This is a genomic window from Streptomyces sp. NPDC102441, from assembly GCF_044765585.1.
Lineage (GTDB): Bacteria > Actinomycetota > Actinomycetes > Streptomycetales > Streptomycetaceae > Streptomyces.
This window is the reverse complement of record NZ_JBIWKH010000009.1, coordinates 58,362-81,958: the sequence shown is the minus strand read 5'-3', so window position 1 is coordinate 81,958 and position 23,597 is coordinate 58,362. Positions and strand designations below refer to the sequence as shown.

The following is a 23,597-nucleotide window of genomic DNA, read 5'->3' as shown; positions in this document are numbered from 1 at the left end:
GCACCGGGCGGACGCCGTCCGGTCGGTGCCGGGTGGCGCAGAAGGTGGGAGAGAGGCGTCCTGCTGGGTACGTACGAGTCCATGACGCCCACCGCCACGTACCGGCTGCAGCTCCAACCGGACTTCCCGTTCGCCGCCGCCTCGGACGCCGTGCCGTATCTCGCCGAGCTCGGCGTCTCCCATCTGCATCTGTCCCCCGTCCTGGAGGCCGTGCCCGGCTCCGGGCACGGCTACGACGTCGTCGACCACAGCACGGTGCGGGCCGAGTTCGGCGGCGAGCAGGGTCTGCGGGAGCTGGCCGGAGCGGCACGTGCCCATGGCCTCGGGCTGATCCTGGACATCGTGCCGAACCACATGGCCGCCGCGCCCCGGCACAACCTGCCCCTGTGGGAGGTGCTGCGCGAGGGCCCGGAATCCCCCTACGCCCGCTGGTTCGACATCGACTGGGCGGCGGGCGGCGGGAAGGTGCTGCTGCCCGTGCTGGCGGGGCGCTTCGGCGAGGAGAGCGGCGGCTTCGAGCCGGGCACCAGGGACGACGGCACACCTGTGCTCCGCTACGGCGACCTGGAGTTCCCCCTGCGCGAGGGTACGACGGACCTCCCGCTTCCCGAGCTGCTGGCCGCCCAGCACTACCGGCTCGCCTGGTGGCGGCTGGCCAGGACGGAGCTGAACTACCGGCGTTTCTTCACGATCTCCGATCTGATCGGTGTGCGGGTGGAGCACCCCGAGGTCTTCGCCGCCACCCACGCCAAGATTCTCGAACTGGTCCATGACGGGGTCGTCGACGGACTGCGCATCGACCACCCGGACGGACTGGCCGACCCCGCCGCGTATCTCGGGCGGCTCGGCGACGCCACAGGCGGGCGGTGGACGGTGGTGGAGAAGATCCTCACCGGTTCCGAGGCCCTGCCGGCCGGCTGGGCGGTCGCCGGGACGACCGGTTACGACGCACTGCACCGGATCGACGGCCTGTTCACCGACCCGATGGGCGCGGCGGACCTGCTCGGCCGCTACCGGGACTTCGCGGGTCCGCCCGGGGACCGCGGCGGCTACTGGACCGCGACCGTCCGCCGTGCGGCGTACCGCGTGGTCACCCATGAGCTGGCCGCCGAGACCGAGTGGCTGACCCGCCTGGCCGTCGAGGCGTGTGCCGGGGACGCCGCGCTCAGCGACCACGCGCCGTGGGCGCTCCACACGGCGGTGCGCGAGCTGCTGGTGCGGGTGCCCGTCTACCGGCCGTACGTGACCGCGGGCGGCCCGCTCACGGAGATCGCCGAGTCGACGCTCCCGGCCGAGGCCGTACGGGACGCCAGGGCGGTGTTCTCCGTCTCCCAGGAGGCGGACGCCGTCGACGTGGTGCGGGATCTGGCACTGGGCCGCCTCGGAGACGGGCCGGAACACGTGGCGTTCTGTGCCCGGTTCGCCCAGACGGCGTCGGCGCTGCACGCCAAGTCGGTGGAGGACACGGCGTTCTACCGCTACGTCCCGCTGATCTCGGCGACCGAGGTGGGCGGAGACCCGGGCCGGCCGGCGGTGAGTCCGGAGGAGTTCCACGCCTTCTGCGCCCGGATCGCGCGGGACTGGCCGGCGACCGGCACGGTGCTGACGACCCACGACACCAAGCGCAGCGGGGACGTAAGGGCCCGGATCGCGGTCCTCTCCGAATGTCCGGAGCGGTGGTCCGCGCTGGTGGCGCGACTGGCCGGGGCGGCGCCCGTGCCTGCCCCCGACCCCCAGCTGGCCTGGCAGGCCTGGCAGTCGGCGTACGGCTGCGCGGGGCTTCCCGCCGGTGAGATGGCGGGCAGGCTGGAGCCCGCGCTGCTGAAGTCCGTGCGCGAGGCGGGCCTGTTCACCAGCTGGACCGAGCCGGATCCCGCGTACGAGCGGGCGGTGACCGACTTCGTGGCGGCGGGTCCGGGCAGCGACGCGGGCGAGGCCCGGTCGATGATGACCGGGTTCGCGGAAACGCTCGCCCCGTTCGCGCGGGCCAACGTGCTGGGTGCCGCGCTGGTGCATCTGACGATGCCCGGGGTCCCCGATCTCTATCAGGGCACGGAGCGGGAGTACATCGCGCTGGTCGACCCGGACAACCGGCGGCCGTTCAGCAGGCCGCCAGGAGGCGCCGACGAGAAGGCCGCCCTGACGTCGGCCGCGCTGCGGCTGCGCCGGGAGCGCCCGGAGGTCTTCGGCGAGTCGGGCACCTACGCCCCGCTGACGGCACGGGGCCCCGCGGCCGCGCACTGTCTGGCCTTCTGCCGGTCCGGGGAGGTGGTCACGGCGGTGACCCGGCTCTCGCTCCGGCTCGACGAGGAGGGTGGCTGGCGCGACACGGAGCTGGCTCTGCCCGACGAGGGCCCGTGGGCCGATCTCCTGTCGGCCGGGCGGGAGTTCACCGGCCCTGTGGTCTCCGCGGCACGGCTCTTCGCGGACCGGCCGGTGGCGCTGCTGGCGAGGGCGGGGCGCTGAGCGGCTCAGGGCCTTCCGTTCCGGACGAAAGACCCTGGCTCACGCCGGGGGCACGGGCAGCGAGGCGGAGAGCCGGAAGGCCATCCGGCCGAAGCTCACCTGGTCGCCGTCGCGCACGGCGACCGAGCCGACGACCCGCTGGCCGTTGACACAGGTGCCGTTCGTCGAGCCCAGGTCGCGCAGGATCCACCGGCTGCCGTGCGCGGTCAGTTCGGCGTGCAGCCGCGACACGGTCTCGTGGCTGAGCCTGAGGCCGTTGCCCGGGTCGCGGCCGATGCGCAGCGGGTCCGGGCCGGGCACGGGCAGCAGGAGTCTGGGCAGTCGTTCGGACTGCCACGCCCTGCGCACCCGGGCCGGAAAGGCGGAGACCCCGCCCACCGCGCGGAACAGGCCGCGGGACCAGCGCCCTCCGCCCGGCTCCAGGTCCGAGGTGAGCGCCTTCAGCTCCTCGGAGCGCCGGGCGGTCAGGGCCAGTTCCATGCGTCGCAGGAAGGTGTCGTGGGAGAGCTTTCCCTGTGCGGCGCCGTCTCTGAGCACACCGAGTACACGGTCGCGCTCGGCGTCCGAGAGCCGCGCGGGATACGTGTAGTGCTCGAAGGAGGACGTCACAGTACCGATTGTCGGGCCGAGGGGCCCGAGGTGTCCAGACGGTGCCCGTTTCCTGCCACCCTGACCAGCGCGGCCGTGGATGAATACCGCTCGCCGGCCACCGGGAAGTTGCTACTGTCGCGCGCTGCCGCAATCGGACGCGGCACACACGTCGAGGAGACTTCGTGACCCGTGCACCATCGGAACTGACCATCCGCCCACTCACCGGAGCGGACGAACTCGGTCTCTTCCTCCGGCTGTCCTACACGCTCGACCACGAGGTCGCCGGCGACCTCGCCACGGGCCGTCGCCGCCCCGAGTGGATGTGGGTGGCCCTGCGCGGCGGCCATGTTGTGGGACGGATCGCCTGGTGGACGGGCCAGGAAGGCGGCAGCCCTCAGCTCCTGGACTTCTTCGACCTGGACGACACCCTGCCGGAGCCGGAGCGCGGTGCGATCGGCCTCGAACTGGTGGAGAAGGCGACCAGCGCGGTCGTTCCCGCCGGCGCCGAAAGGCCCGAGTACGGCCGGTACATCCCGCCGGACTGGCGCGAGGACCCGGCGGCGCGCGATGTCGTCGAGGCCCGGATACGGGTCATGGAGGCGAGCGGTGCCCGGATGCTGGTCGAGCGGCTGCGTCTGGAGTGGCGGGCGGGCACGCCGGTGCCCGAGGACACCGGCCGGCTGGTGTTCCGCCCGGTCACCGGACGCGAGGACCTCGTCGCGCTGATGACCCCGGTGATGGAAGGCACCCTCGACGCCCACGGCCAGGCGGACCTGGCGTCCGGGCTGAGCGCCCGCGAGACGGCGGAGAAGCAGTACGACGAGGAGTTCGCCGGCCTCAGGACGCCGCAGGAGTGGTGGCGGGTCGCGGAGTTGCCCGGCGGGGAGCCGGTGGGCTTCGTCATCCCGGCGCGCAACAACTACCACCCGATGATCGCCTACATCGGGGTACTGCCGGCGCACCGGGGGAACGGCTACATCGACGACATCCTGGCCGAGGGCACCAGGGTGCTCGCCGCTCAGGACGTGGAACGCATCAGGGCGGCGACCGACCTCGGCAACGTCCCGATGGCGAAGTCCTTCGAGCGCCTTGGCTACGTCAACTTCGAGCGCTCCTTCGACATGGTGTGGGACCAGCCGTAGAACGGTGGACGAGAACGGGTCGGGTGGTCTCCCGCGGCCGAGGGCGCCGTCGCGGGCGCGACGGACCGGGGCAATGTGCCGATGGCCGCAGCGTTCGCCCGGGCAGGCCACCGCGTCATCCAGGAGCGTGTCCACCTCGTGTGAGCGCCGGGCCCTGCGCGATGCCCGTGCGCTGCGCGCTGATCACGTCGCGGTACCAGGCGTAGGAATCCTTGGGGGTGCGCTTCATTGTCTCGTAGTCGATGTGGACCAGGCCGAACCGCTTGCCGGCGCCCTCGGTCCATTCGACGTTGTCGGTGAGTGACCAGGTGAAGTAGCCCCGCACGTCGACGCCCGCGTCGATGGCCTTACGCAGTGCCTCCAGGTGCCCTTCCAGGAAGGCGATGCGGCGGCCGTCGGCGACGGGCTCGTCGACTGCGCAGCCGTTCTCCGTGATGTAGACGGGCGGCAGCCGGTCGCCGAAGCGGTCCCGCAACTGGCCGAGCGTCTCGCCGAGCCCCTCGGGGACGACGGGCCAGCCGAAGTCGGTGGTGTCGTAGCCCTCGATCTCCCGGATCCCGAAGGGGAGCCCGGCGGGCATGGCGTACCCGGAGAAGGAGTCGAGCGCCTCGGGCCTGGGGGCCCCGACGAGGGTGGGGTTGTAGTAGTTGACGCCGTACCAGTCGAGGGGTGTGGAGATGACCTTGAGGTCCTCCTCGACCGGTCCCGGCATCAGTGAGGCGAAGCCTTCGTCGGGATAACGGCCGGTGAGGACCGGATCGGCGAACAGCCAGTTGGTCAGGGTGTCGTAGATCTCCGCCCCCGCCCTGTCCTCGTCGGTGTCGCCCGCCGTCCACACGGGGGTGTGCGAGAGCGCGATGCCGATGTTGCCGGCGCCTGCGGCGCGCAGCGCCCGTACGGCCAGTCCGTGCGCGAGCAGCTGATGGTGTGCGGCCGGCAGGGCGTCGAAGAGGAGCGTGCGGCCTGGGGCGTGCTCGCCGAGGGCGTAGCCGAGCATCGTGACCTCGGCCGGCTCGTTGATGGTGATCCACATGGGGACCCGGTCGGCGAGGCGTTCGGCGACGATGCCCGCGTACTCGGCGAAGCGGTAGGCCGTGTCCCGGTTGAGCCAGCCGCCCTCGTCCTCCAGCGGGAGCGGGGTGTCCCAGTGGTAGAGGGTCGGGGCGGGGGTGATGCCGTGGGCGCAGAGCTCGTCGACGAGCCGGTCGTAGAAGTCCAGCCCGGCGGGGTTGAGCGAACCGCTGCCGCCGGGCACGACCCGGGGCCAGCTGATGGAGAAGCGGAAGGCGTCCGCGCCGAGTCCCGCCAGCAGGGCGACGTCCTCGCGGTAGTGCTCGTGGAAGCCGGTGCCCCTGGTGGTGTCCGTGCCGTCCTTGATCCGGCCGGGCTGGGCGGCGAAGGCGTCCCAGCCGGAGAGCCCCTTGCCCTCCGCGTCGAAGGCCCCTTCCGTCTGGAAAGCGGAAGCTGAGGCTCCCCACAGGAAGCCGGGTGGGAACGTCGGAACGGTCATCGCGGCCTCCAGCAGCCGTAAGAGGGGCCCGGGGTCTCTCGTCCCGATCATGCCGGGCTCGCCTGATCCAAACAAGGGACCCTTGTACTACTGCCCGGGCTCGCCGCGTATGAGCAGAACCCGGCAGGGCAATGATCAGGACCAGACCCTGATCGCCAGTTGCGGACTCGCTCCAGTACCCGGGGCCCGTGCGTGCGGATTCCGCCGAACACGGGCCTCTGGCGAGGCACCGGGTTCACGGACGAGGAGTGCTGAATGCAGTTCGAGGTGTGGGCCCCCGAGGCCGGGTCGGCGGTGCTGTGCACGGCGGGCGGCCGCCGGCCGATGGAGCGCGATCCGCTGCGTGCGGGCTGGTGGACGGCGGACGCGGAGGCGGCCGACGGGGACCGCTACGGTTTCTCGCTCGACGACGGTCCCGTGCTGCCCGATCCGCGCTCCCGTCGGCAGCCGGACGGGCCCGACGGCGAGAGCGCGGTCGTGGACCACGGCGCCCACGGCTGGCGGACCGTCTGGGCCGGCCGCGGAATGCCGGGCGCCGTCCTGTACGAGCTGCACATCGGCACGTTCACGGAGGCGGGCACCTTCGACGCCGCGGCCGAGCGGCTCGGCCGCCTGGTGGACCTCGGCATCACCCATGTGGAGCTGATGCCCGTCTGTCCGTTCCCCGGCACCCACGGGTGGGGGTACGAAGGGGTGTCGCTCTGGGCGGTGCACGAGCCGTACGGCGGCCCGGCGGGACTGAAGCGCTTCGTCGACACGGCGCACGGTCTGGGTCTCGCGGTCGTCCTGGACGTGGTCCACAACCACCTGGGCCCCTCGGGCAACTACCTCCCGGCCTTCGGCCCGTACTTCACGGACACTCACCACACCCCCTGGGGTTCGGCCGTCAATCTCGACGCCCCCGGCTCGGACGAGGTGCGCGCCTATCTGCTGGGCAGCGCGCTCGCCTGGCTGCGGGACTACCGCCTGGACGGCCTGCGCCTGGACGCCGTCCACGCGCTGGCCGACGGCAGGGCGTTCACCTTCCTGGAGGAGCTCGCCACGGCCGTCGACGCCCTCGCCTCGGAGCTCGGCAGACCGCTCGGGCTGATCGCGGAGTCCGATCTCTGCGACCCGAGGACGACCACTCCGCGCACGGATGGCGGCATCGGGCTGCACGCCCAGTGGAACGACGACTTCCACCACGCCCTGCACACCGCGCTCACCGGCGAGTCCCAGGGGTACTACGCCGACTTCGCGACGGCTCCGCTGGCCGCCGTCGCCAAGACCGTGACCAGTGCGTTCTTCCACAACGGTACGTACTCCAGCTTCCGTGGCCGCACTCACGGCCGACCCGTGGACGTCACCCGGACACCCGCCCACCGCTTCGTGGGCTACGCCCAGACCCACGACCAGATCGGCAACCGTGCCCTGGGTGACCGGCTCGCCGCCGGGCTCTCCCCCGGCCTTCAGGCGTGCGCCGCGGCGCTCGTGCTCACCGGGCCGTTCACCCCGATGCTCTTCATGGGCGAGGAGTGGGGCGCCCGCACCCCGTGGCAGTTCTTCACCGACCACACCGACCCGGAGCTCGCCCGCGCCGTACGCGACGGCAGGCGGAGGGAGTTCGCGGCGCACGGCTGGGCCGAGGAGGACATCCCCGATCCGCAGGACCCGGCCACCCGGGCCCGCTCCTGCCTCGACTGGAGCGAACCGGAGCGCGAGCCGCATGCCCGGATGCTCGCCTGGCACCGCCAGCTGATCGCACTGCGCCACACCCTGCCGGACCTCTCGGATCCGGATCTGGCGTCGGTGAGAACGGCGTACGACGAGGAGGCCCGCTGGATCGCCTACCGGCGGGGCGATCTGCGGATCGCGGTCAACCTTTCCGGGAGGCCCGCCGCCATCCCGCTGGGATCCGGCCGGCACCGGAAGGCCGGGGGCAGGGTGCTGGCCGCCTGGGGGCCGGTCGAGGCGCCCGGCGCGGACGGGGTGCTGCGTCTGCCGCCGGAGTCGTGCGTGGTGCTGGCGGACGACTGAGAGCGCGCCCCGGGCGTTCCCCCTACTCGACGACCGCCAGTTCGCGCGCGGTGGTGTTCAGCCGCCTGCCCCCGCTCTCCGTGACCGTGACGATGTCCTCGATACGGACGCCGAAGCGGCCCGGGAGATAGACGCCCGGCTCGACGGAGAAGCACATCCCGGGGACCAGCGGCTGCTCCTCGCCCTCGATCATGTAGGGCGGTTCGTGGGTGGTGACGCCGATGCCGTGGCCCGTGCGGTGGATGAACCGCTCGCCGCAGCCGAACTCGGTGATGACCGCGCGGGCCGCGCGGTCGATCTCCTGACAGGCCACCCCGGGCCGCACGGCACGGCAGCCGGCCTCCTGCGCCTCGCGTACGACGTCGTGGACCCGCTGCTCCTCGGCGGTGGGTTCGCCGACATGGACCGTACGAGAGGTGTCGGAGCCGTAGCCGTGCATCAGCCCGCCGAAGTCCAGGACGACCATGTCGCCCTGGACGATGGTGCGGTCGCCCGCCTCGTGGTGCGGGTTCGCACCGTTGGGGCCCGAGCCCACCACGGTGAAGTCGACCTGGGAGTGCCCGTGTTCGGTGAGAAGGGCGGCCAGGTCGGCGGCCACCTCGCTCTCCCGGCGGCCGGAGAAGCGGACCTTGAGGATCTCCTCGTACGTCGCGTCGGCGGCGGCCCCCGCGGCGGCGAGGCGTTCCAGCTCGGCCGTGTCCTTGACCGCGCGCAGCATCGGCAGGGCCTCGGTGAGCGAGGCGTAGGAGGTGTCGGGGAGAAGCTTGTGCAGGGCCAGCAGGTGCAGCGCCCAGGCGTTGTCGCTGATCCCGAACCGGCCCTTGGCGTGCAGCAGTCCGGCGGTCAGGGTGTAGGGGTTCGCGGCGTCGGTCCAGTCCGTCAGGGTGAGGGCGGGGGCGCCCGCCGCGCGTTCCGCGTCGGCCGCCTCCAGGGCCGGGACGACGAGGACCGGGTCGTGGCCCGCCCGCAGGACGAGCAGCGTGAGGCGCTCGGTCTCCGCGGTCGGCCGGTAGCCGGTGAGGTGGACCATGTCGGGGCCCGGCGCGACGAGGACGCCGGCCAGGCCGGCCGCGTCGGCCGACTCGGCGGCGCGGGTCATCCTGGCCCGGTAGTCGTCGGCGGTGAAGGGCACGGGCTGGTCGGTGCTGGGCATGGGGACCTCCTGGGCGGGCGACGCGGCACTCAGCATCCTGCCCGGCCGCCCCGGAGGATGCGAGCGGGATACCGGGTGTGCTCAGTCGCGCCGTACGACGAGGTCGGCACGGCCGCGGTGGAGCTCGACCAGCCGGGCGTTGCGCTCGTCGGACTCGGCGACCCAGCGCTCGGCGTGCCTGCGGGGCTTCCCGAAGCGCACATGCCGTTCCACGAGCCCGCCGACCCGGGCCGCCGGATCGACGTCCAGGAACCACACCTCGTCCAGCAGCCCGCGTACCGGCGCCCAGGGCCCCTCGTCCAGCAGCAGGTAGTTGCCCTCTGTCACGACGAGCGGGACGTCCGGGGCGACGCACACGGAGCCGGCGACCGGCTCCTCCAGCGCGCGGTCGAAGGCGGGCGCGTACACCGGGTCCGGGCCTCCGGGGTCGCGCAGCCGCCGGAGCAGGGCCGCGTATCCGGCGGCGTCGAAGGTGTCGGGGGCGCCCTTGCGGTCGGCCCGCCCGAGACGTTCGAGCTCCGCCCCGGCCAGGTGGAAGCCGTCCATGGGGACGAGGACCGCGCGGCCTTCGAGCCGTTCGACGATCCGGGCGGCCAGCGTGGACTTCCCGGCACCGGGCGCCCCCGCGATGCCGAGGATGCGGCGTCCGCCGGCTGTGGCGAGGCTGCGGGCGCGGTCCGTCAGCGCGGCGAGGTCGCTCGTGTCCATGACGGACATTGTCCCCGGCCGGGGCGACGACACGTTAGTGTTACGTATAACTACCGCATCCCCACGCCGAGGACGAGGTTTCCCATGTCCCACATCGCCCTGGTCACGCTGGTCGTCCGCGACTACGACGAGGCCCTCTCCTTCTACACCGGCGCCCTCGGTTTCGAGCTGGTGGAGGACACGGACCGGGGGGACGGCTCCCGCTGGGTGGTCGTGCGGCCGCGTGGCACCACGGGCACGGGGCTGCTGCTGGCGCGCGCCAAGGACGAGCCCCAGCGGGCGAGTGTCGGGGCGCAGACGGGCGGACGGGTCGGCTTCTTCCTGCACACGGAGGACTTCGCGGGTGACCACGAGCGGATGCGGGCCGCCGGGGTCCGATTCCTGGAGGAGCCGAGGCACGAGACGTACGGCTCCGTCGCGGTGTTCGAGGACCTCTACGGCAACCGGTGGGATCTGCTGCAGCCGGCGTGACCGCCCTTCCGGGACGTCACACCGGCCCGGCCGCCGCCCGCAGCGCTTCCAGGACCGGCTTGATCAGCGGGTGTCCTTCGGCCCCCTGCCGTACGGCGGCGAAGACCCGCCGGGTCGGCGCGACACCCTCCACGGGCCGCACGACGACGCGGCCGAGCTCCGTGCCGCGCAGGGCCGAGCGGGGCACCAGCGCCACCCCGGCGCCGGCCCCGGCCAGGGCGACCACGGCGTGGAAGTCGTCCGACGAGTGCTCCAGCAGGGGCTCGAAACCGGCGTACTCACAGGCCAGGACCACCACGTCGTGGCAGGGGTTGCCCGGGTACGGGCCGATCCACGTGTCCTTGGCGAGATCGGCGACGGCGACGTGCTCCTGGTCCGCGAGCCGGTGGCCGACCGGCAGTACCGCGTCGAACGGCTCGGAGTACAGCGGCACCCGGGTCAGCCGCCGGTCGTCGTCACCGGGCGCGCCCCGGTATTCGACGGCGACCGCCACATCGGCCTGCCGGTCCAGCACCATCGGCACGCTCGCGTCACCCTCGGCGTCCTGCACCCGGACCCGGATGCCCGGCGCGGTGCGGGTGAGTTCGGCGATCGCCGGCGCGAGGACGAGCCCGATCCCCGTGGCGAAGGCGGCGACGGTGACCGTCCCCGCGACACCCGCGCTGTAGTCGGCGAGCTCCGCCTCCGCCCGCTCCAGCTGGGCGAGGACCGCGTTGGCGTGGGTCAGCAGGATCTCCCCGGCGACGGTCAGCCGGGCACCCCGCGCCCCGCGCTCGACCAGCCGGTGGCCGGTCTCCTGCTCCAGTGCGGCGAGCTGCTGGGAGACCGCGGAGGGGGTCAGGTACAGCGCGGCGGCAGCGGCGGTCACCGTGCGGTGGTCGGCCACCGCACGGAGAATGCGCAGCCGCCGTGCGTCGATCATGCGCCCATGGTCCCAGATCGTGAGACGGCTCTACGCCTCCAGGGCGTCCCGTGCGTCGACGAACGCGTCCACGGCGCGGTTGACATCGTCGGTGGAGTGGGCGGCGGAGAGCTGGACGCGGATGCGCGCGGCTCCCTGCGGGACGACGGGGTACGAGAACCCGATCACGTACACACCGCGTTCCAGGAGCAGTTCGGCCATCCGGGCCGCCTTCGCCGCGTCCCCGATCATCACCGGGGCGATGGCGTGGTCGCCGGGCAGGATGTCGAAGCCTTCCGCTGTCATCCGGGAGCGGAAGAGCGCGGTGTTGGCGTCGAGCTGCTCGCGCAGGTCGCCCGCGGACTCCAGCAGGTCGATGACCTTGAGGGAGGCGGCGGCGATGACCGGGGCGAGCGAGTTGGAGAAGAGGTACGGGCGCGAGCGCTGGCGCAGCAGCGCGACGATCTCGGCGCGCGCCGCGACGTAGCCGCCGGAGGCGCCGCCGAGCGCCTTGCCGAGCGTGCCGGTGATGATGTCGACGCGGTCCATGACGCCGTGCAGTTCGGGGGTGCCCCGGCCGCCGGGGCCGACGAAGCCGACTGCGTGCGAGTCGTCGACCATGACCATGGCGTCGTAGCGGTCGGCGAGGTCGCAGATCTCGGCCAGCGGGGCGACGTAGCCGTCCATGGAGAAGACGCCGTCCGTGACGACGAGCCGGCGGCGGGCCCCGGAGGCCTCCTTGAGCTGCTGCTCCAGGTCGGCCATGTCGCGGTTGGCGTAGCGGAGGCGCTTCGCCTTGGACAGGCGGATGCCGTCGATGATGGAGGCGTGGTTGAGGGCGTCGGAGATCACCGCGTCCTCGGGGCCGAGGAGGGTCTCGAAGACTCCGCCGTTGGCGTCGAAGCAGGAGGAGTAGAGGATCGTGTCCTCCTGGCCGAGGAAGGCGGAGAGCCGCTGCTCCAGCTCCTTGTGGACCTCCTGGGTGCCGCAGATGAAGCGGACGGACGCGAGCCCGTACCCCCAGCGGTCGAGCGCCTCGTGTGCCGCGGCGACGACCTCGGGGTGGTCGGCGAGGCCCAGGTAGTTGTTGGCGCAGAAGTTGAGCACCGCGCCTGGGCGCCCACCGCCGGTGACGGCGACGGTGGCGGACTGCGGGGTGCCGATGACGCGCTCGGGCTTCTGGAGTCCGGCCTCGCGGATCTCGTCGAGGGTGGTGCGCAGGTCATCGCGTACGGAATCGAACATCAGGAGTGTCTCCCAGGTGGATACGGGTGCGTACGAGGAGTGTCAGGCGGCCCAGTCGAGCAGGACCTTGCCGCCGAGACCGCTCGCGGCGTCGTCGAACGCGGCCTCGAAGTCGCGGTAGCCGTAGCGGCCGGTGATCACCGGGGCGAGGTCGAGCCCGCCCTCCAGGAGTACGGACATGGCGTACCAGGTCTCGTACATCTCGCGGCCGTAGATGCCCTTGATCGTGAGCATCGAGGTGACGACCCGGGACCAGTCGACGGGGAATTCGGCGGACGGCAGTCCGAGCATCGCGATCCGGCCGCCGTGCGTCATGTTCGCGATCATGTCCCGCATGGCCTCGGGGCGTCCGGACATCTCCAGGCCGATGTCGAAGCCCTCGCGCAGTCCGAGGGTGCGCTGGCCGTCCGCGACGGTCGCGCCGCCGACGTTCAGGGCGAGGTCCACCCCGACCTTCCTCGCCAGGTCGAGGCGGGCCTCGCTGACATCGGTGATGACGACGTTGCGGGCGCCCGCGTGGCGGGCGACGGCGGCGGCCATGATGCCGATCGGGCCGGCGCCGGTGATCAGCACGTCCTCGCCGACGAGCGGGAAGGACAGCGCGGTGTGCACGGCGTTGCCGAAGGGGTCGAAGATCGCGGCGATGTCGAGATCGACCTTGTCGCGGTGCACCCAGACGTTCGACGCGGGCAGCGCCAGGTATTCGGCGAACGCCCCGTCCCGGCCGACTCCGAGCCCGAGGGTGGAGCGGCACAGGTGCCGGCGCCCGGCGAGGCAGTTGCGGCACTTCCCGCAGACCAGATGGCCCTCACCGCTGACCAGGTCGCCGATCTTGATGTCGACGACGTCGGAGCCGAGACCTGCGACCTCGCCGACGAACTCGTGGCCCAGGACGAGCGGGGTGCGCACGGCCTGCTGCGCCCAGCCGTCGTAGTCGCGGATGTGCAGGTCGGTGCCGCAGATCCCGGTGCGCACCACCTTGATCAGCACGTCCCCGGGGCCGGTCTCCGGCTCCGGCACGTCCATCAGCCACAGTCCCGGCTCGGCCTTGTGCTTCACGAGTGCCTTCACAGCTGCGGCTCCCTGTACCTGGTACCTGGTGAACACCCGGCCCGAGGGCATGCCGAAGGCGGCCTGCGGCCCGGGGTGTGTGGGGGACGGCGGACGGACCGGGGCGAACGTGCCGTTCGCCGCGCGCTGCCGTCCCAGAGACCCTCCCGCACACCGGGCCCCAGGTCCATCGAGGATTTCTTAAGCGCCGCCGCAGCTCCGCTTCACACCTTCGTGCTCACGTGTTCGTGCTCACGTGCGACAAGCGGGACACGCGTGTGACCGAACGGGTTCCGTGTGCTCAGGGCCGGGGCCAGGGCCGCCCGTCGAGGTTCTCGATGTCGCCGTTGAAGCGCTTGAGGTACGCGGCGAAGCCGGCGACCTCGTCGGGCGACCAGTCGGCCATGACGCGCTCCAGGCCGCTGATGTTCTCCGCGCGCTCCGTGTCGAGGCCACGTTCACCCGCACCGGTGATGCGGAACTTGCGGGCGATGCCTCCGTCGGGGTCCGGGATGCGCTCGACCAGACCGTCCCGCAGCATGGCGGCGGTCTGCCGGTTCAGGGTGGAGGCGTCGAGGCCGAAGGCCTCGCTGAGCTGCCCGATGGACATCGGTCCCTGCATACGGATCCGGCTCAGCAGGGTGTAGGCGCTGCGGTCGAGATGCCCGCCGCCCCGCCTCGACCGGGGCGCGCCCGGCTGGAGGTGCCGCCCGAGCAGCATCGTCTCGAACTCGACCAGGTGCGTCGGCTTGTCCACGGTCCTTCTCTCGACCGCCTTGGCGGCACATCGGGGCTCTTCACGGCACATATACCACTCGACCACCGTCCATATTTGGGTATGTTGACATAGCTATCTCCCGGTACCTATGCTGGGGACGTGCCAGACCCCACCGCGCCCGACCAGGAGATCGACCACGTAGCCTCCGCGCTCGTGGCGTCCCTGCCTGCTCTGCACCGGGGTCTGGAGCGGCAGGTCGCCCACGGGTTCCCGCATCCCCGGCTTCCCGACGGCCAGTTGGCGCTGCTGTTCCTCGTCGAGGAGCGCGAAGGGATCACCGTCAGGGAGACGGCCGAAGCCCTGCTGATGAAGCCGAACAACGTCAGCGCCCTCGTCTCCCAGCTCACCGACCTGGGACTGCTGGAACGCCGCCAGGACCCCGCCGACAAGCGGGTCGCCCACCTGCATCCGACGCCGACGGCCCGGGAGCGGCTCGCCGAGGCGCGGGCGCTCAAGGAGACCCATCTCGCAGGCGCGCTGCGCACCCTCACCGAGGGGGAGCTCGACGCTCTCGGTGCGGCCCTGGGCGCGCTGACGTCACTGAACCGGCGCCTCCACTCCCCCGCGGGCTGACTCCCCCGCCGGGCACGGCCGTGACCGGGTCTCCCGGCACGGCCGGCTCCCCGTACGCGGCTGAGTCGTGGCCGGGGCACGTCTTCTCGTCATCCCGAAGTTTCACAGACAAGGCTTCCGCATGTCCTCCACCACCGTGGACACCTCCTCCCTGCCCGAAAGCAGTCCACCCGATGTGCCCCGGGGCAGGCGCGGCAATCCCTGGCTGACGCTGATCGCCGTGGCCGTCGGCCTGTTCATGGTCAACCTCGACTCCTCCGTCGTCGCGATAGCCAACCCCGAGATCGGCCGGGACCTCAGCGCGTCCACGGCCGATCTGCAGTGGGTCACCAACGCCTATCTGATCGCCATGGCCGCCCTGCTGATCCTGGGCGGCAAGCTCGGTGACCGCTTCGGGCGGCACACGGTGTACATGGTCGGTACCGTCGGCTTCACGCTGGCCTCGGTCGCGATCGCCCTCTCCGGCTCGATCGAGGGCGTCATCACCTTCCGTGCGGTCCAGGGCCTCTTCGCCGCCCTGCTGATTCCCAACACCCTCGGTCTGCTGCGTGCGGTCTTCCCGCCCCAGAAGTTCGGAATGGCCGTGGGCCTGTGGGCCATGGTGGCGTCCTGCTCCACCGCGCTCGGCCCGATCGTCGGCGGTCTGCTCATCGAGCACGTCAACTGGGAGTCGGTCTTCTACATCAACGCCCCCATCGGCGTCGCCGCGCTGGTCTTCAGCCTGTTCGTCCTCCCGAAGAGCAAGGACTCCACCGGACACCACCGCTTCGACGTGCTCGGTGTGGTCCTGCTGGCCGTCGGCCTGGTCGCCCTGATCTTCGGCGTGGTCAAGGGGGAGACCTGGGGCTGGGCCTCCGGCGGAACGCTGGGGTCGATCGCGGCGGGCCTGGTCGTGCTGGCCGGCTTCTGCCGGTACGAGACCCGTCGCGAGCACCCGCTGCTGCCGATGCGCCTCTTCCGTAACCGTTCGCTGACCATCGGCACGATCGTCACCGCGATCAACTTCTTCGTGATGCTCGGTGTCATCTTCTTCGTGATGCTGTACCTGCAGAACGTGCGCGGCTTCTCGCCGGTCGAAGCCGGTGTCCGCACACTGCCGTTCAGCCTGGCCACCGTGGTGGCGGCACCGCTCGGCGCCACCCTGACCCAGCGCTTCGGCCCGCGGGTGACCATGCCGGCCGGCATGGTCCTCCAGGCGGCGGCCTCCCTGTGGATGCTGACCTGGGACGCCGGTTCCGCGTTCGCCGCGATGTGGCCGCCGTTCCTCGCCATCGGTCTGGGTGTCGGCATGGTGATGTCGGCGTCCTCCGACGCCATCGTCGGCAACGCGCCGAGGAAGGACGGCGGCGTCGCGGGCGGGCTGCAGGCCACCTCGCTGCAGATCGGCGGTGCGCTCGGCACGTCCGTGCTGGTCTCCCTGATCAGCGGGAAGGTGGGTTCCACCCTGACCGGTGAGCTGGCCTCCGCCGGGGTCCCCGCCGGGACCGTGGCGGGCCTCGGAGAGGCCAGGGACGCGGTGTCCATGGGTGTCTCGCCCGTGTCGGCCGACATGCCGGCGCAGCTGAGGGCCGCCGTGATCGAGGGCAGCGGAAACGCCTTCATGAACGGGATGCACGCCGCCGTGATCGTCACCGCGGTCCTGTGTGCCGCCGGTGCGCTGCTGGCCGGGTTCGGCATGCGCGGTCGCACCCGGGCGGAGGCCGTGGAGGACTGAGGACTGGCGGGTGCGGGAGCGCGCGCCCCCGTACCCGCCCGCGTTACGTCAGGACAGCGGTACGAACGTCCTGATGGCCTCGCCCAGCGGCCGGGGCTGGTCCTCGGGGATGAGGGTGAAGCTGTCGGCGATCTCCACGAGTTCACCCTTGGGCAGCATCTCCGCCAGCCTCCGGCCGTGCGCGAGCGGCATGACCTTGTCCTCGGCCGCCCAGACGACGAGCGCTGGGCGGTCGAACGTGCGCAGTGCTTCCGCCCACGCCAGGAGCTCGTCCCGGGGAGGCACCCCGAGCACGTATGCCCGCAGGTCCCGCCGGATCGCGGCGGAGGTCCACAGCGGCCGGAACCACTCGTCCATCACGTCGGGCGGGACCGGCCGTCTGCTCATCCACCCCCATGTCAGGGGCAGCCGGCGCATCCGCTCCAGCTTCAGCAGGGCGAAGGCGAGCCGCAGGCCGCCCGGCACCCTGGCCGCGGCGTACAGGTTGCGGCCGGGCAGGCCGGGCGGGAAGTTGTCGAACGCCTCGCAGGACGTGATCACCAGCCTGCCGATCCGCTGGTCCCTGCCCTCCGCGACGAGGGCCTGTGCCCCGCCCCAGTCGTTCATCACCAGGGTGACGTCCTGGAGGTCCAGCGCCTCCAGGAACTCCGCCACCAGGTGGGCGACTCCACGCACCGTCAGGTCGGCGTCCGGGCGCATCGGCCTGCGGTGGGCACCCAGTGGCAGCGTGGGCACGACGCACCTGTAGTCGGAGCGCAGCCCGGCGACGACATGGCGCCAGAGCGAACCGTTCATCGCTACCCCGTGGAGCAGGACCAGCACCGGCCCTTCCCCGCCCGTGTCCTCGTACTCCACCACTCCCGCGGAAAGCGTCACCTCGGTCATACGGCCAACCTAGAGGTTCCTCGTACTCGGTGCGGCCCAACGGGGCGTCAGGGCTTGATAGCGTCGCCCGCACGACTGCGGAAAGCTCCCCGCCGGGGTCGTCGCTCCGCCGGGCCGGGCCGCACCGACAGGGCGGCGAGCGGCGGCCGGTGCGCGTGACGGGGACGCACGTGGCAGGGACGATGAGGGCCTACACATGAGCCTCCCGCAGTTGCACTACACCTCCGTCACGTCCGGGGGCGGGGCGCCCGCCGGCCGGTTCACCGCCGTGGACCCCGCGATACCCGGGCCGGTGCGCGCGGAGGCCGCGCCGCTTCTGGCGTACGACGCCCCGGCGGGCACTCCCGGCCGGCTCCCCGATGCCGGGCTCCGCGCGCTGCCGGTGTCGTTCGGCTTCGTCCTGCTCTCCGACGGCAGCCATCTGCTCAGCCGTACGGTGGCCACGGGCACGGGCGGGTTCCACGCCCACGCCGTACACCTCCTGCCCGGTACGCCGATACCCGGCCGAGTGCTCCCGGTCGCCGCGTGGGGTGGCCCGGGGTGGCTCTCCACGACGCCGGACCGCATGCCGCTCGATCCCCTGACCTCCATGGCCGCCGCGCAGGGTCCGCCACGGGGGCTCACCCGGGAAGGCCTCGGCGACTTCGCCGTGGCCCGCAGCCCCTGGCTCCCCTCGGTGCTCAGCGATCTGCGCCGCGTGAGCGAGGACCCGTCCGCTCCCCCGGTCGTGCTCGTGGAGCGGCAGAGCGCGGACGTGGCCCGCTGGGTCGCGCTCGCCACCGCCGTGCTGCCCCGGGACCATGCCGAGCGGCTGACCTTCACCACCTACACCCGGCATCCCGGACGCACCACGCACCAGGTCATCGGTGTCCTTCCCGAGGACGCACCCGACGTCCGCGATCCCCGCTTCCGTGTGCACACCGCCTCCGGTCCGCGCCCCTCCGGAGCCGTGGACGACGCGTGGGCGGGAACGGCCGCCCGGATCTGGCGCAGCCGGTCCCCCGAGCTCTTCCGGGAGGCGGCGGAGCTGCCGGGCGAGCCGTTCGCCGCCGGACCGCTCGCCGTCACCGCGCTCGGCGCCGGCATCGCGCTCGGGTCCGACGAACGGGCAGCGGCCGCCGACTGGGCGGCCGAGCGGCCGTACGCGCTGGACGAGAAGCGGACCCGTCAGCTGACCGACGCGCTGACCGCGCCCGCCGACGACCGCACGGCCGCGGAGTGCGCCGCCGCGCTCCGGCTGCTGACGGCCCTCGACGGCCGCTGCCCCGCCGCCGTGACCGCACCCCTGGCCGCGCTCCTGGTGACGGAGGCGGTACGTGGCGGCGATGTGACCCTGGAGCCGCCCGCGCGTTCGGCGTTCGCGGACACCGCCGGGGAGCGCGTGCTCGCCGCGCTGGTCGATGAGCTCGGCGACGAGCTGCTGGCCGAGCTCTCCCCCGGGGCGCCCGGGAGTGTCGGACGGACGGTGCAGCTGCTGCGGATCGTCCGGCTGCTCGGCGTCGACAGCGCGGATCTGCTGCCCGGCGTGGTGGGCCGGCTGGCCGGCGCGCTGCTCGACGACCCCGAGGCGGCCGCGGGCCGCGCGCTGCTGGATCTGCTGGACGAGCAGTTCGACATCCGTACGGCACTCCTGGGCGAGCTCGACCGGCTCGCCCCGGACCGCCCGGCGGACATGGAGCGGCTGCTGGTCCGGGTGGCCCTGCCGTTCACCGGGACGCAGGCACTCCCGCATCTGCGGATGTGCGCCGAGGCCCCCGGGGCGAAGGCGCGGGGCGCCGACCGGGTGGGAATCCTGCACACGGTGCTGCGCGCGGCGGGCATGTCCCCGTTCGCCGAGCCACTGGTGCTGCGGACGGCTGTCGGCCTGGTGTGGGGCGAGGAGACCCCGACCGCGGGCGAGGCCAGGTCACTGCTGGGCGAGACCACGTCCGACGCCCACCGGACGGCGGGCACCTGGTCGCACCTGGTCGACGCCGCGCTGGCCGCGCCCTTCGACGACGAGGACGCCCCCGAACTCGCCCACGACCTGCTGCGCGGCTTCCCGCAGGAGATCGGCTCCCGGGTACGCGCCTGCCTGATGCTGCTGGACTTCGCGCGCGACCTGCGCTCGGGTACGCCGGAACCCGGCTGGGCGGACCACGCCCGGACCCTGCGCAGCCGCGCCGAACCGGCGGAGCCCCTGGCCCTGGAGCACGCCTTCGGCGCCCTGTCCGAGCGGCTGCTGGCTCCCGGCCGGCCCGCGGACGAGCTGTACGCCTTCGTGCACAGCGGGGACGAGGACCTGATCGCGGCGTACGGCAGGGCGGCCCGCCGCGAAGCGGTCCAGGCACTGCTGCGGGCGGATCCCGCGTACGCGGCGGACTGCTTCACCGTCTGGAACGCCCACCCCCACGCGGGCAGCGACTGGACCCGGACCCGGACCGCCCTGCTGGAGGAGGTGCTGCGCCCCGCGGTACGCGGCCTGTCCCCCGAGGAGCTCGCCGCGGTGGAGCAGGCCGTTGAGCGGGAGGGCACCAGCCGCACCGTGGACGCGTTCCGCGCCTGGAACCGGCCGTCCCGCTCCCTTGGGCGCCTCGGCAGAAGGATCGCCGGACGGGTACGCCGGGGGTGACCTCGGGCTAGGGGAGGGTGCGGCGGTCCCGCCCGTCGGAGGACCGCCGCACCCGGCTCCGTACGGACTCAGACGTTGGGCACCTTGAGCTTGTCCCAGCTGGCCTTGCCCGGGACACCGTCCGCGTCGCTTCCCGAGTAGCCCAGCTCGCGCTGCCACGCGGCGTACGACTTGCGGTCCGCCTCCGACCAGTCCGGGCCGGGGCCTACCTCGTACTTTCCGCAGCCTTCGGACACCAGTCTCTTCCCCATCGCCGTGATGACGGCGCTGTGCCGGCCGACCCGGAAGAACGCGGCTCCGGGGAACGGCTCGTACTTCGCCGGGGCGGGCGGCTTCGACGGGCCGTCCGGATCGCCTCCGAGACGTGTCCTGACCCGGCCGCGCATCGAGTCCATCGTGAAGCCGCGCGGGTCTACCTTCCCCGGCTGCCACTCCAGGTGGCCGATCACCGAGCGCTGGTTCCAGCCGTGGGCCCGGCAGATCGCGGCTGCCGCCTTCTCGATGGCCTCCAGCTGGGCGGCCGGCCAAGGGTCCTTGCCGTTACCGAGATTGATGCATTCGAAGCCGTAGAAGGAGCGGTTTCCGTCGGTGTTGGCCTCGTTGTCAGCGGGCAGCGCCGTTTCGTTGATCACCGCGCGCAGGACGTCGTCGTCGCCGAGCCCGGCGTGGTTGGCGCGGCCGTGGCCGACCAGGTGGACCGAGCCGTCCTTGGCGATCACACCGTGGCACAGCGGGCCCGGCAGACTGGAATGGCCGTCGTAGCAGAGGTCCACGGAGCTGTCCGTGCCCGAGGTAACGGTGTGATGGATCATCACACCGTGCACGGGCCCCCACGAACCCTTGTGGTTACGGTTGTGCGTGCGCCAGCTCCGGTGCTCGACGACGTGCAGACCCTCGTCCCGCAGAGCCTTGAGCAGTTTGTCGGCGGACAGAGGCGTTGCCATCGTGGTGCTCCTTCACTCAGGTGGTGCATCGGTTCTCGAGCTGTCCCTCGTCGTCCTGCCCCGCCTTACAACCGTCCGAACCCGCAGCGGCGATCGTCTGTCTGTGTGCCGAAGTGCCCTTGAGGGCTGGAAGACTGACGAGATGGACAGCGCTGATGGTTTCCTGGAGACGCTCGGGCAGAGCGGTCTGCCACCCCTGCGCGGCGGCCGGCCCCCGGGCGAAGGCTTCAGTGCGAGCTTGGTGAGCCGTGACCTGGGGCCCTTGCGGCTGACCGAACTGGTGACCCCGGCCGGGGAGTGTTTCCGCGACGCACGGTCCGCGCGGGCCACCGACAGTGAGCTGTGGCAGGTCGAGGTGGTGGCACGGGGGCAGGTGCGCGCCGAGCAGGGCGGCAGCACCGCCGTGCTGGGCCCCACGGACCTGGTCCTGATCGACCCGGTGCGGCCGGTGCGGTTCGCCAGTTCCGCGACCACCCACGTGACGATGCTGATACCGCGGCACTCGCTGCGGCTCGGAGCGGACGACGCCGCCCGGCTGACCGGCGTGCGTATTCGCGGTGACCGAGGCCCTGGCGCTCTGGTGTCCTCGCTCGCACGCGACATGGCGCGGTCCCTGGACGGATTCCGCACCCACGAGGCGGACCGGTCGGCGGCGGCGGTGATCGAGCTGATCGCGGTGATGCTGTCGGCCGGCCTGGGTGCCGCGCGTCCGGTCGCCGACGAGGTTCTTCGCACGCGGATCACCGGCTTCATCGAGGCGAGGCTGTCCGACCGGGATCTCACCCCCGCCAAGGTGGCCGCGGCACACCACGTGTCGGTACGCCGCCTTCACAAGCTCTTCCAGGACGAGCCGCTCACGGTGGCGGCCCTGATCCGCTGGCGGCGCCTGGAGCGGTGCCGCGCGGACCTTGCCCGGAGGAGCTCCACGGTCGCGGCTGTGGCCGCCCGCTGGGGGTTCGCAGATCCGGCGCACTTCAACCGGCTGTTCAAGGCCACCTACGGGTACAGCCCGGGTGCGCGCGTGTCCAACGACTGTGCACGGATGGTCAATGAGTCCGCCGCCCGGCCCGACGAGGATGGTGACTGAAAGCACAGAACATAGAAAGGCCAGGACATGGAACCTTCGGTTGAAGCTCTGAGTGCTGTCCCTGCCCGGATGATCGAGGGATGGAACAGCGGCGACGCCGCCGCGTTCGTCTCCGATTTCGCGGAGGACGCCGAGCTCGTGGACTTCGACGGAACCGTCCACAAGGGGCGCGACACAGTGATCGCTTTTCAGCAGCCGGTCTTCGACACGGTACTGAAGGGCTCCCGGCTCGTGCACGGCGAGGTGCAGTTCGCCCGGATCATCGGGCCGGGTTCGGGCGTGGTGCACCACCGTTTCGGCATGGTGATGGCCGGCGAGGAGGAGCCGCTGCCGAGCCGCTACTTCCTGCAGCTGTTCTCGGTGGTCTGGCAGAACGACCGCTGGGAGATCGCAACGCTGCAGAACTCGCGTCTGGTCTCGCTGGACGCCGCAATGGCCCTGGACGCACAGGCCACCGCGTAAGGGCCCACAGCCGCGATCCCGATGCGTGTCCCACGGTGCCTGTGAGGCGGTACCGTGGGACGTTCTGATCTCGTGTGCCTCCTGGCGGGCTGCGTGACACCCCAGGAGGAGACGGCATGACGACGAACCGTGGACGCAAGGACGTCATCCGGGACCGGATGGCCGCGACCGGTGAGTCGTACAACGTCGCCGCGCGGAACCTCAAGGCGATGAAGGACATGGGCGTCACCGGCGACGCGCGGCTGATCCAGCGGTGGCAGCCCGCGGAGTCGCTGGACGTGCCCTGTCCGTGCGGCGGCACGTGCGAGCCGGGCGAGACCTGCGGTCACTGCCATGCCCGGCACCGGCATGTGAAGCGTTACCCGGGCAGCGTCACCGATGTGGAGGTCTGGGCGGACCGCTACGAGTGCATGGGCTGCTCCTCCTCGTACACGCTCACCGTCCACCTGGCGGGACGCCCGTGGGGCATGGCCGAGACCGTGGTGCAGGGCGGCGCGGCCGAGGAGGTCGTACGGGCCAGGGTGTTCCCCGGGGTCGTGCACCCGTTGCTGCGGGCCGAGGCAGCCGCGGAGTCCGGGGCCGGGTCCGACGAGGACTAGGGTCTTTCGTTTTCCTAGGGCCGTACCTCCGGGGACACGCTGCGACCGGCGTCCCGGCAAGAATCCCTGACCGATCGGTCAGCTCTGACCGATCGGTCAGCTACGGTGGCCCCATGCCACGTCCGCCTTCCCCCATGCGCCGCCAGATCCTTGATTGCGCGCTGCGTCTCTTCGCCGAGCACGGCTTCAAGGGGACCTCGCTGCACGACATCGCAGTCGAGGCGCGCTGCTCCAAGGCGTCCCTGCTGTACCACTTCACCGGCAAGGACGCGATCCTCACCGAACTGCTGACCCCTCCGGCCGAGGGGCTGTCCGCCATGGGCGAGGAGCTGGCCGCGCTGACCGGCGGCCGGGCCGCCGAATCCGCCGTCACGGGCTACGTCGGCCTCGCCATGCGCTTCCACCTGGAAATAAAGATCATCTTTGCCGAGCTGCCCGACATGCTCGGCCATCCCGTGCTGGCCGTCATCCCCCGGGCGGTCGACCAGCTCGCGGCCGCACTGGCCGGCGGCTCGGACGAGCCGCGTGCGCGCGTCATGGCGCAGATGGTGATCGGCGGCGTGGCTGTCACGGTCGCCTCCGACGTGGATGCCGAACCCGTCACGATGCGTGCCGAACTGGTCCGGGGAGCCCTGAGAACCCTCGGGCATCCGACCAGCTGACGGAAGCCGTCCAGACCGAAGAGAAAGAC

Annotated in this window: 21 protein-coding genes and 1 pseudogene; 12 read left to right on the top strand and 10 right to left on the bottom strand. The window is 72.1% G+C overall.

The features are described from left to right. Nucleotides 1–81 precede the first annotated feature (81 nt). Nucleotides 82–2,466, top strand: a complete 2,385-nt coding sequence (gene treY, locus ACIREO_RS20825) for a malto-oligosyltrehalose synthase (protein WP_404112207.1) — start codon at nt 82–84, stop codon at nt 2,464–2,466. 39 nt (nt 2,467–2,505) lie between these two features. Here the strand turns inward: treY and ACIREO_RS20820 are convergent, their stop codons facing one another. Further along, on the bottom strand, nt 2,506–3,075 hold the full coding sequence (locus ACIREO_RS20820) for an FHA domain-containing protein (protein WP_404112204.1): 570 nt from the start codon (nt 3,073–3,075) through the stop codon (nt 2,506–2,508). Between the two features lie 164 nt (nt 3,076–3,239). Between ACIREO_RS20820 and ACIREO_RS20815 the strand changes: the two genes are divergently transcribed. Continuing rightward, nucleotides 3,240–4,199, top strand: a complete 960-nt coding sequence (locus ACIREO_RS20815; protein WP_404112201.1) for a GNAT family N-acetyltransferase — start codon at nt 3,240–3,242, stop codon at nt 4,197–4,199. A gap of 45 nt (nt 4,200–4,244) precedes the next feature. Next, nucleotides 4,245–4,343: pseudogene (locus ACIREO_RS20810) on the top strand (GNAT family N-acetyltransferase); the annotation flags it as partial. Here ACIREO_RS20810 and ACIREO_RS20805 read toward each other — a convergent pair. Continuing rightward, complete coding sequence (locus ACIREO_RS20805; protein ID WP_404112198.1) at nt 4,315–5,709, bottom strand: GH1 family beta-glucosidase; 1,395 nt, start codon at nt 5,707–5,709, stop codon at nt 4,315–4,317. The pseudogene ACIREO_RS20810 and the gene ACIREO_RS20805 sit on opposite strands and share 29 nt — an antisense overlap. 255 nt (nt 5,710–5,964) lie before the next feature. Between ACIREO_RS20805 and treZ the strand changes: the two genes are divergently transcribed. Continuing rightward, nucleotides 5,965–7,725, top strand: a complete 1,761-nt coding sequence (treZ, locus tag ACIREO_RS20800; protein ID WP_404112195.1) for a malto-oligosyltrehalose trehalohydrolase — start codon at nt 5,965–5,967, stop codon at nt 7,723–7,725. 22 nt (nt 7,726–7,747) lie between these two features. Here the strand turns inward: treZ and ACIREO_RS20795 are convergent, their stop codons facing one another. Both ACIREO_RS20795 and ACIREO_RS20790 read right to left on the bottom strand, forming a co-directional pair. After that, the gene (locus ACIREO_RS20795) at nt 7,748–8,878 is read right to left on the bottom strand and encodes a M24 family metallopeptidase (RefSeq protein WP_404112192.1); all 1,131 of its coding nucleotides are present in this window, start codon (nt 8,876–8,878) and stop codon (nt 7,748–7,750) included. Between the two features lie 81 nt (nt 8,879–8,959). Then, nucleotides 8,960–9,586 (bottom strand): nucleoside/nucleotide kinase family protein, encoded by a 627-nt coding sequence (locus ACIREO_RS20790; protein ID WP_404112189.1) that lies wholly within the window; start codon nt 9,584–9,586, stop codon nt 8,960–8,962. Between the two features lie 84 nt (nt 9,587–9,670). Between ACIREO_RS20790 and ACIREO_RS20785 the strand changes: the two genes are divergently transcribed. Continuing rightward, the gene (locus ACIREO_RS20785) at nt 9,671–10,057 is read left to right on the top strand and encodes a VOC family protein (protein WP_404112186.1); all 387 of its coding nucleotides are present in this window, start codon (nt 9,671–9,673) and stop codon (nt 10,055–10,057) included. A 16-nt stretch (nt 10,058–10,073) separates the two neighbouring features. On the opposite strand, the gene ACIREO_RS20780 is transcribed toward ACIREO_RS20785, so the two are convergent. From ACIREO_RS20780 to ACIREO_RS20765, 4 genes are all read right to left on the bottom strand, one after another. Then, nucleotides 10,074–10,979: a LysR family transcriptional regulator gene (locus ACIREO_RS20780; RefSeq protein WP_404112183.1), complete on the bottom strand. Its 906-nt coding sequence runs from the start codon at nt 10,977–10,979 to the stop codon at nt 10,074–10,076. A gap of 30 nt (nt 10,980–11,009) precedes the next feature. Next, nucleotides 11,010–12,203, bottom strand: a complete 1,194-nt coding sequence (locus ACIREO_RS20775) for a glycine C-acetyltransferase (RefSeq protein WP_404112181.1) — start codon at nt 12,201–12,203, stop codon at nt 11,010–11,012. A gap of 42 nt (nt 12,204–12,245) precedes the next feature. Next, entirely contained in the window at nt 12,246–13,274 is a 1,029-nt protein-coding gene (gene tdh, locus ACIREO_RS20770) for an L-threonine 3-dehydrogenase (RefSeq protein ID WP_404112178.1), read from the bottom strand. A gap of 280 nt (nt 13,275–13,554) precedes the next feature. After that, nucleotides 13,555–13,974 (bottom strand): MarR family winged helix-turn-helix transcriptional regulator, encoded by a 420-nt coding sequence (locus ACIREO_RS20765; protein WP_404112882.1) that lies wholly within the window; start codon nt 13,972–13,974, stop codon nt 13,555–13,557. 156 nt (nt 13,975–14,130) lie between these two features. On the opposite strand from ACIREO_RS20765, the gene ACIREO_RS20760 reads away from it, so the two are divergent. Both ACIREO_RS20760 and ACIREO_RS20755 read left to right on the top strand, forming a co-directional pair. Further along, nucleotides 14,131–14,604 carry a MarR family winged helix-turn-helix transcriptional regulator gene (locus ACIREO_RS20760; RefSeq protein WP_404112176.1) on the top strand — a complete coding sequence of 158 codons (474 nt, stop codon included), beginning with the start codon at nt 14,131–14,133 and terminating at the stop codon, nt 14,602–14,604. A 121-nt stretch (nt 14,605–14,725) separates the two neighbouring features. Beyond that, on the top strand, nt 14,726–16,318 hold the full coding sequence (locus tag ACIREO_RS20755) for a DHA2 family efflux MFS transporter permease subunit (protein WP_404112173.1): 1,593 nt from the start codon (nt 14,726–14,728) through the stop codon (nt 16,316–16,318). Between the two features lie 48 nt (nt 16,319–16,366). On the opposite strand, the gene ACIREO_RS20750 is transcribed toward ACIREO_RS20755, so the two are convergent. Next, a complete protein-coding gene (locus ACIREO_RS20750) occupies nt 16,367–17,203 on the bottom strand; it encodes an alpha/beta fold hydrolase (RefSeq protein ID WP_404112170.1) in 837 nt (278 codons plus the stop codon). A gap of 196 nt (nt 17,204–17,399) precedes the next feature. Here ACIREO_RS20750 and ACIREO_RS20745 point away from each other — a divergent pair, with 196 nt between their 5' ends. Beyond that, complete coding sequence (locus ACIREO_RS20745) at nt 17,400–19,814, top strand: GTPase-associated protein 1-related protein (protein ID WP_404112167.1); 2,415 nt, start codon at nt 17,400–17,402, stop codon at nt 19,812–19,814. 68 nt (nt 19,815–19,882) lie between these two features. On the opposite strand, the gene ACIREO_RS20740 is transcribed toward ACIREO_RS20745, so the two are convergent. After that, nucleotides 19,883–20,758 carry a peptidoglycan-binding protein gene (locus ACIREO_RS20740; protein WP_404112164.1) on the bottom strand — a complete coding sequence of 292 codons (876 nt, stop codon included), beginning with the start codon at nt 20,756–20,758 and terminating at the stop codon, nt 19,883–19,885. Nucleotides 20,759–20,900: 142 nt separating this feature from the next. Between ACIREO_RS20740 and ACIREO_RS20735 the strand changes: the two genes are divergently transcribed. The 4 genes from ACIREO_RS20735 to ACIREO_RS20720 all read left to right on the top strand — a co-directional run bounded on the left by ACIREO_RS20735 (nt 20,901) and on the right by ACIREO_RS20720 (nt 23,568). After that, nucleotides 20,901–21,845 (top strand): helix-turn-helix domain-containing protein, encoded by a 945-nt coding sequence (locus ACIREO_RS20735; protein WP_404112161.1) that lies wholly within the window; start codon nt 20,901–20,903, stop codon nt 21,843–21,845. A 27-nt stretch (nt 21,846–21,872) separates the two neighbouring features. Beyond that, on the top strand, nt 21,873–22,307 hold the full coding sequence (locus tag ACIREO_RS20730; protein WP_404112158.1) for an SgcJ/EcaC family oxidoreductase: 435 nt from the start codon (nt 21,873–21,875) through the stop codon (nt 22,305–22,307). A gap of 116 nt (nt 22,308–22,423) precedes the next feature. Continuing rightward, nucleotides 22,424–22,906, top strand: coding sequence for a hypothetical protein (locus ACIREO_RS20725; protein ID WP_404112155.1), 483 nt, complete (start codon nt 22,424–22,426; stop codon nt 22,904–22,906). 113 nt (nt 22,907–23,019) lie between these two features. Beyond that, nucleotides 23,020–23,568 carry a TetR/AcrR family transcriptional regulator gene (locus ACIREO_RS20720; RefSeq protein ID WP_404112152.1) on the top strand — a complete coding sequence of 183 codons (549 nt, stop codon included), beginning with the start codon at nt 23,020–23,022 and terminating at the stop codon, nt 23,566–23,568. Nucleotides 23,569–23,597: the final 29 nt, after the last annotated feature.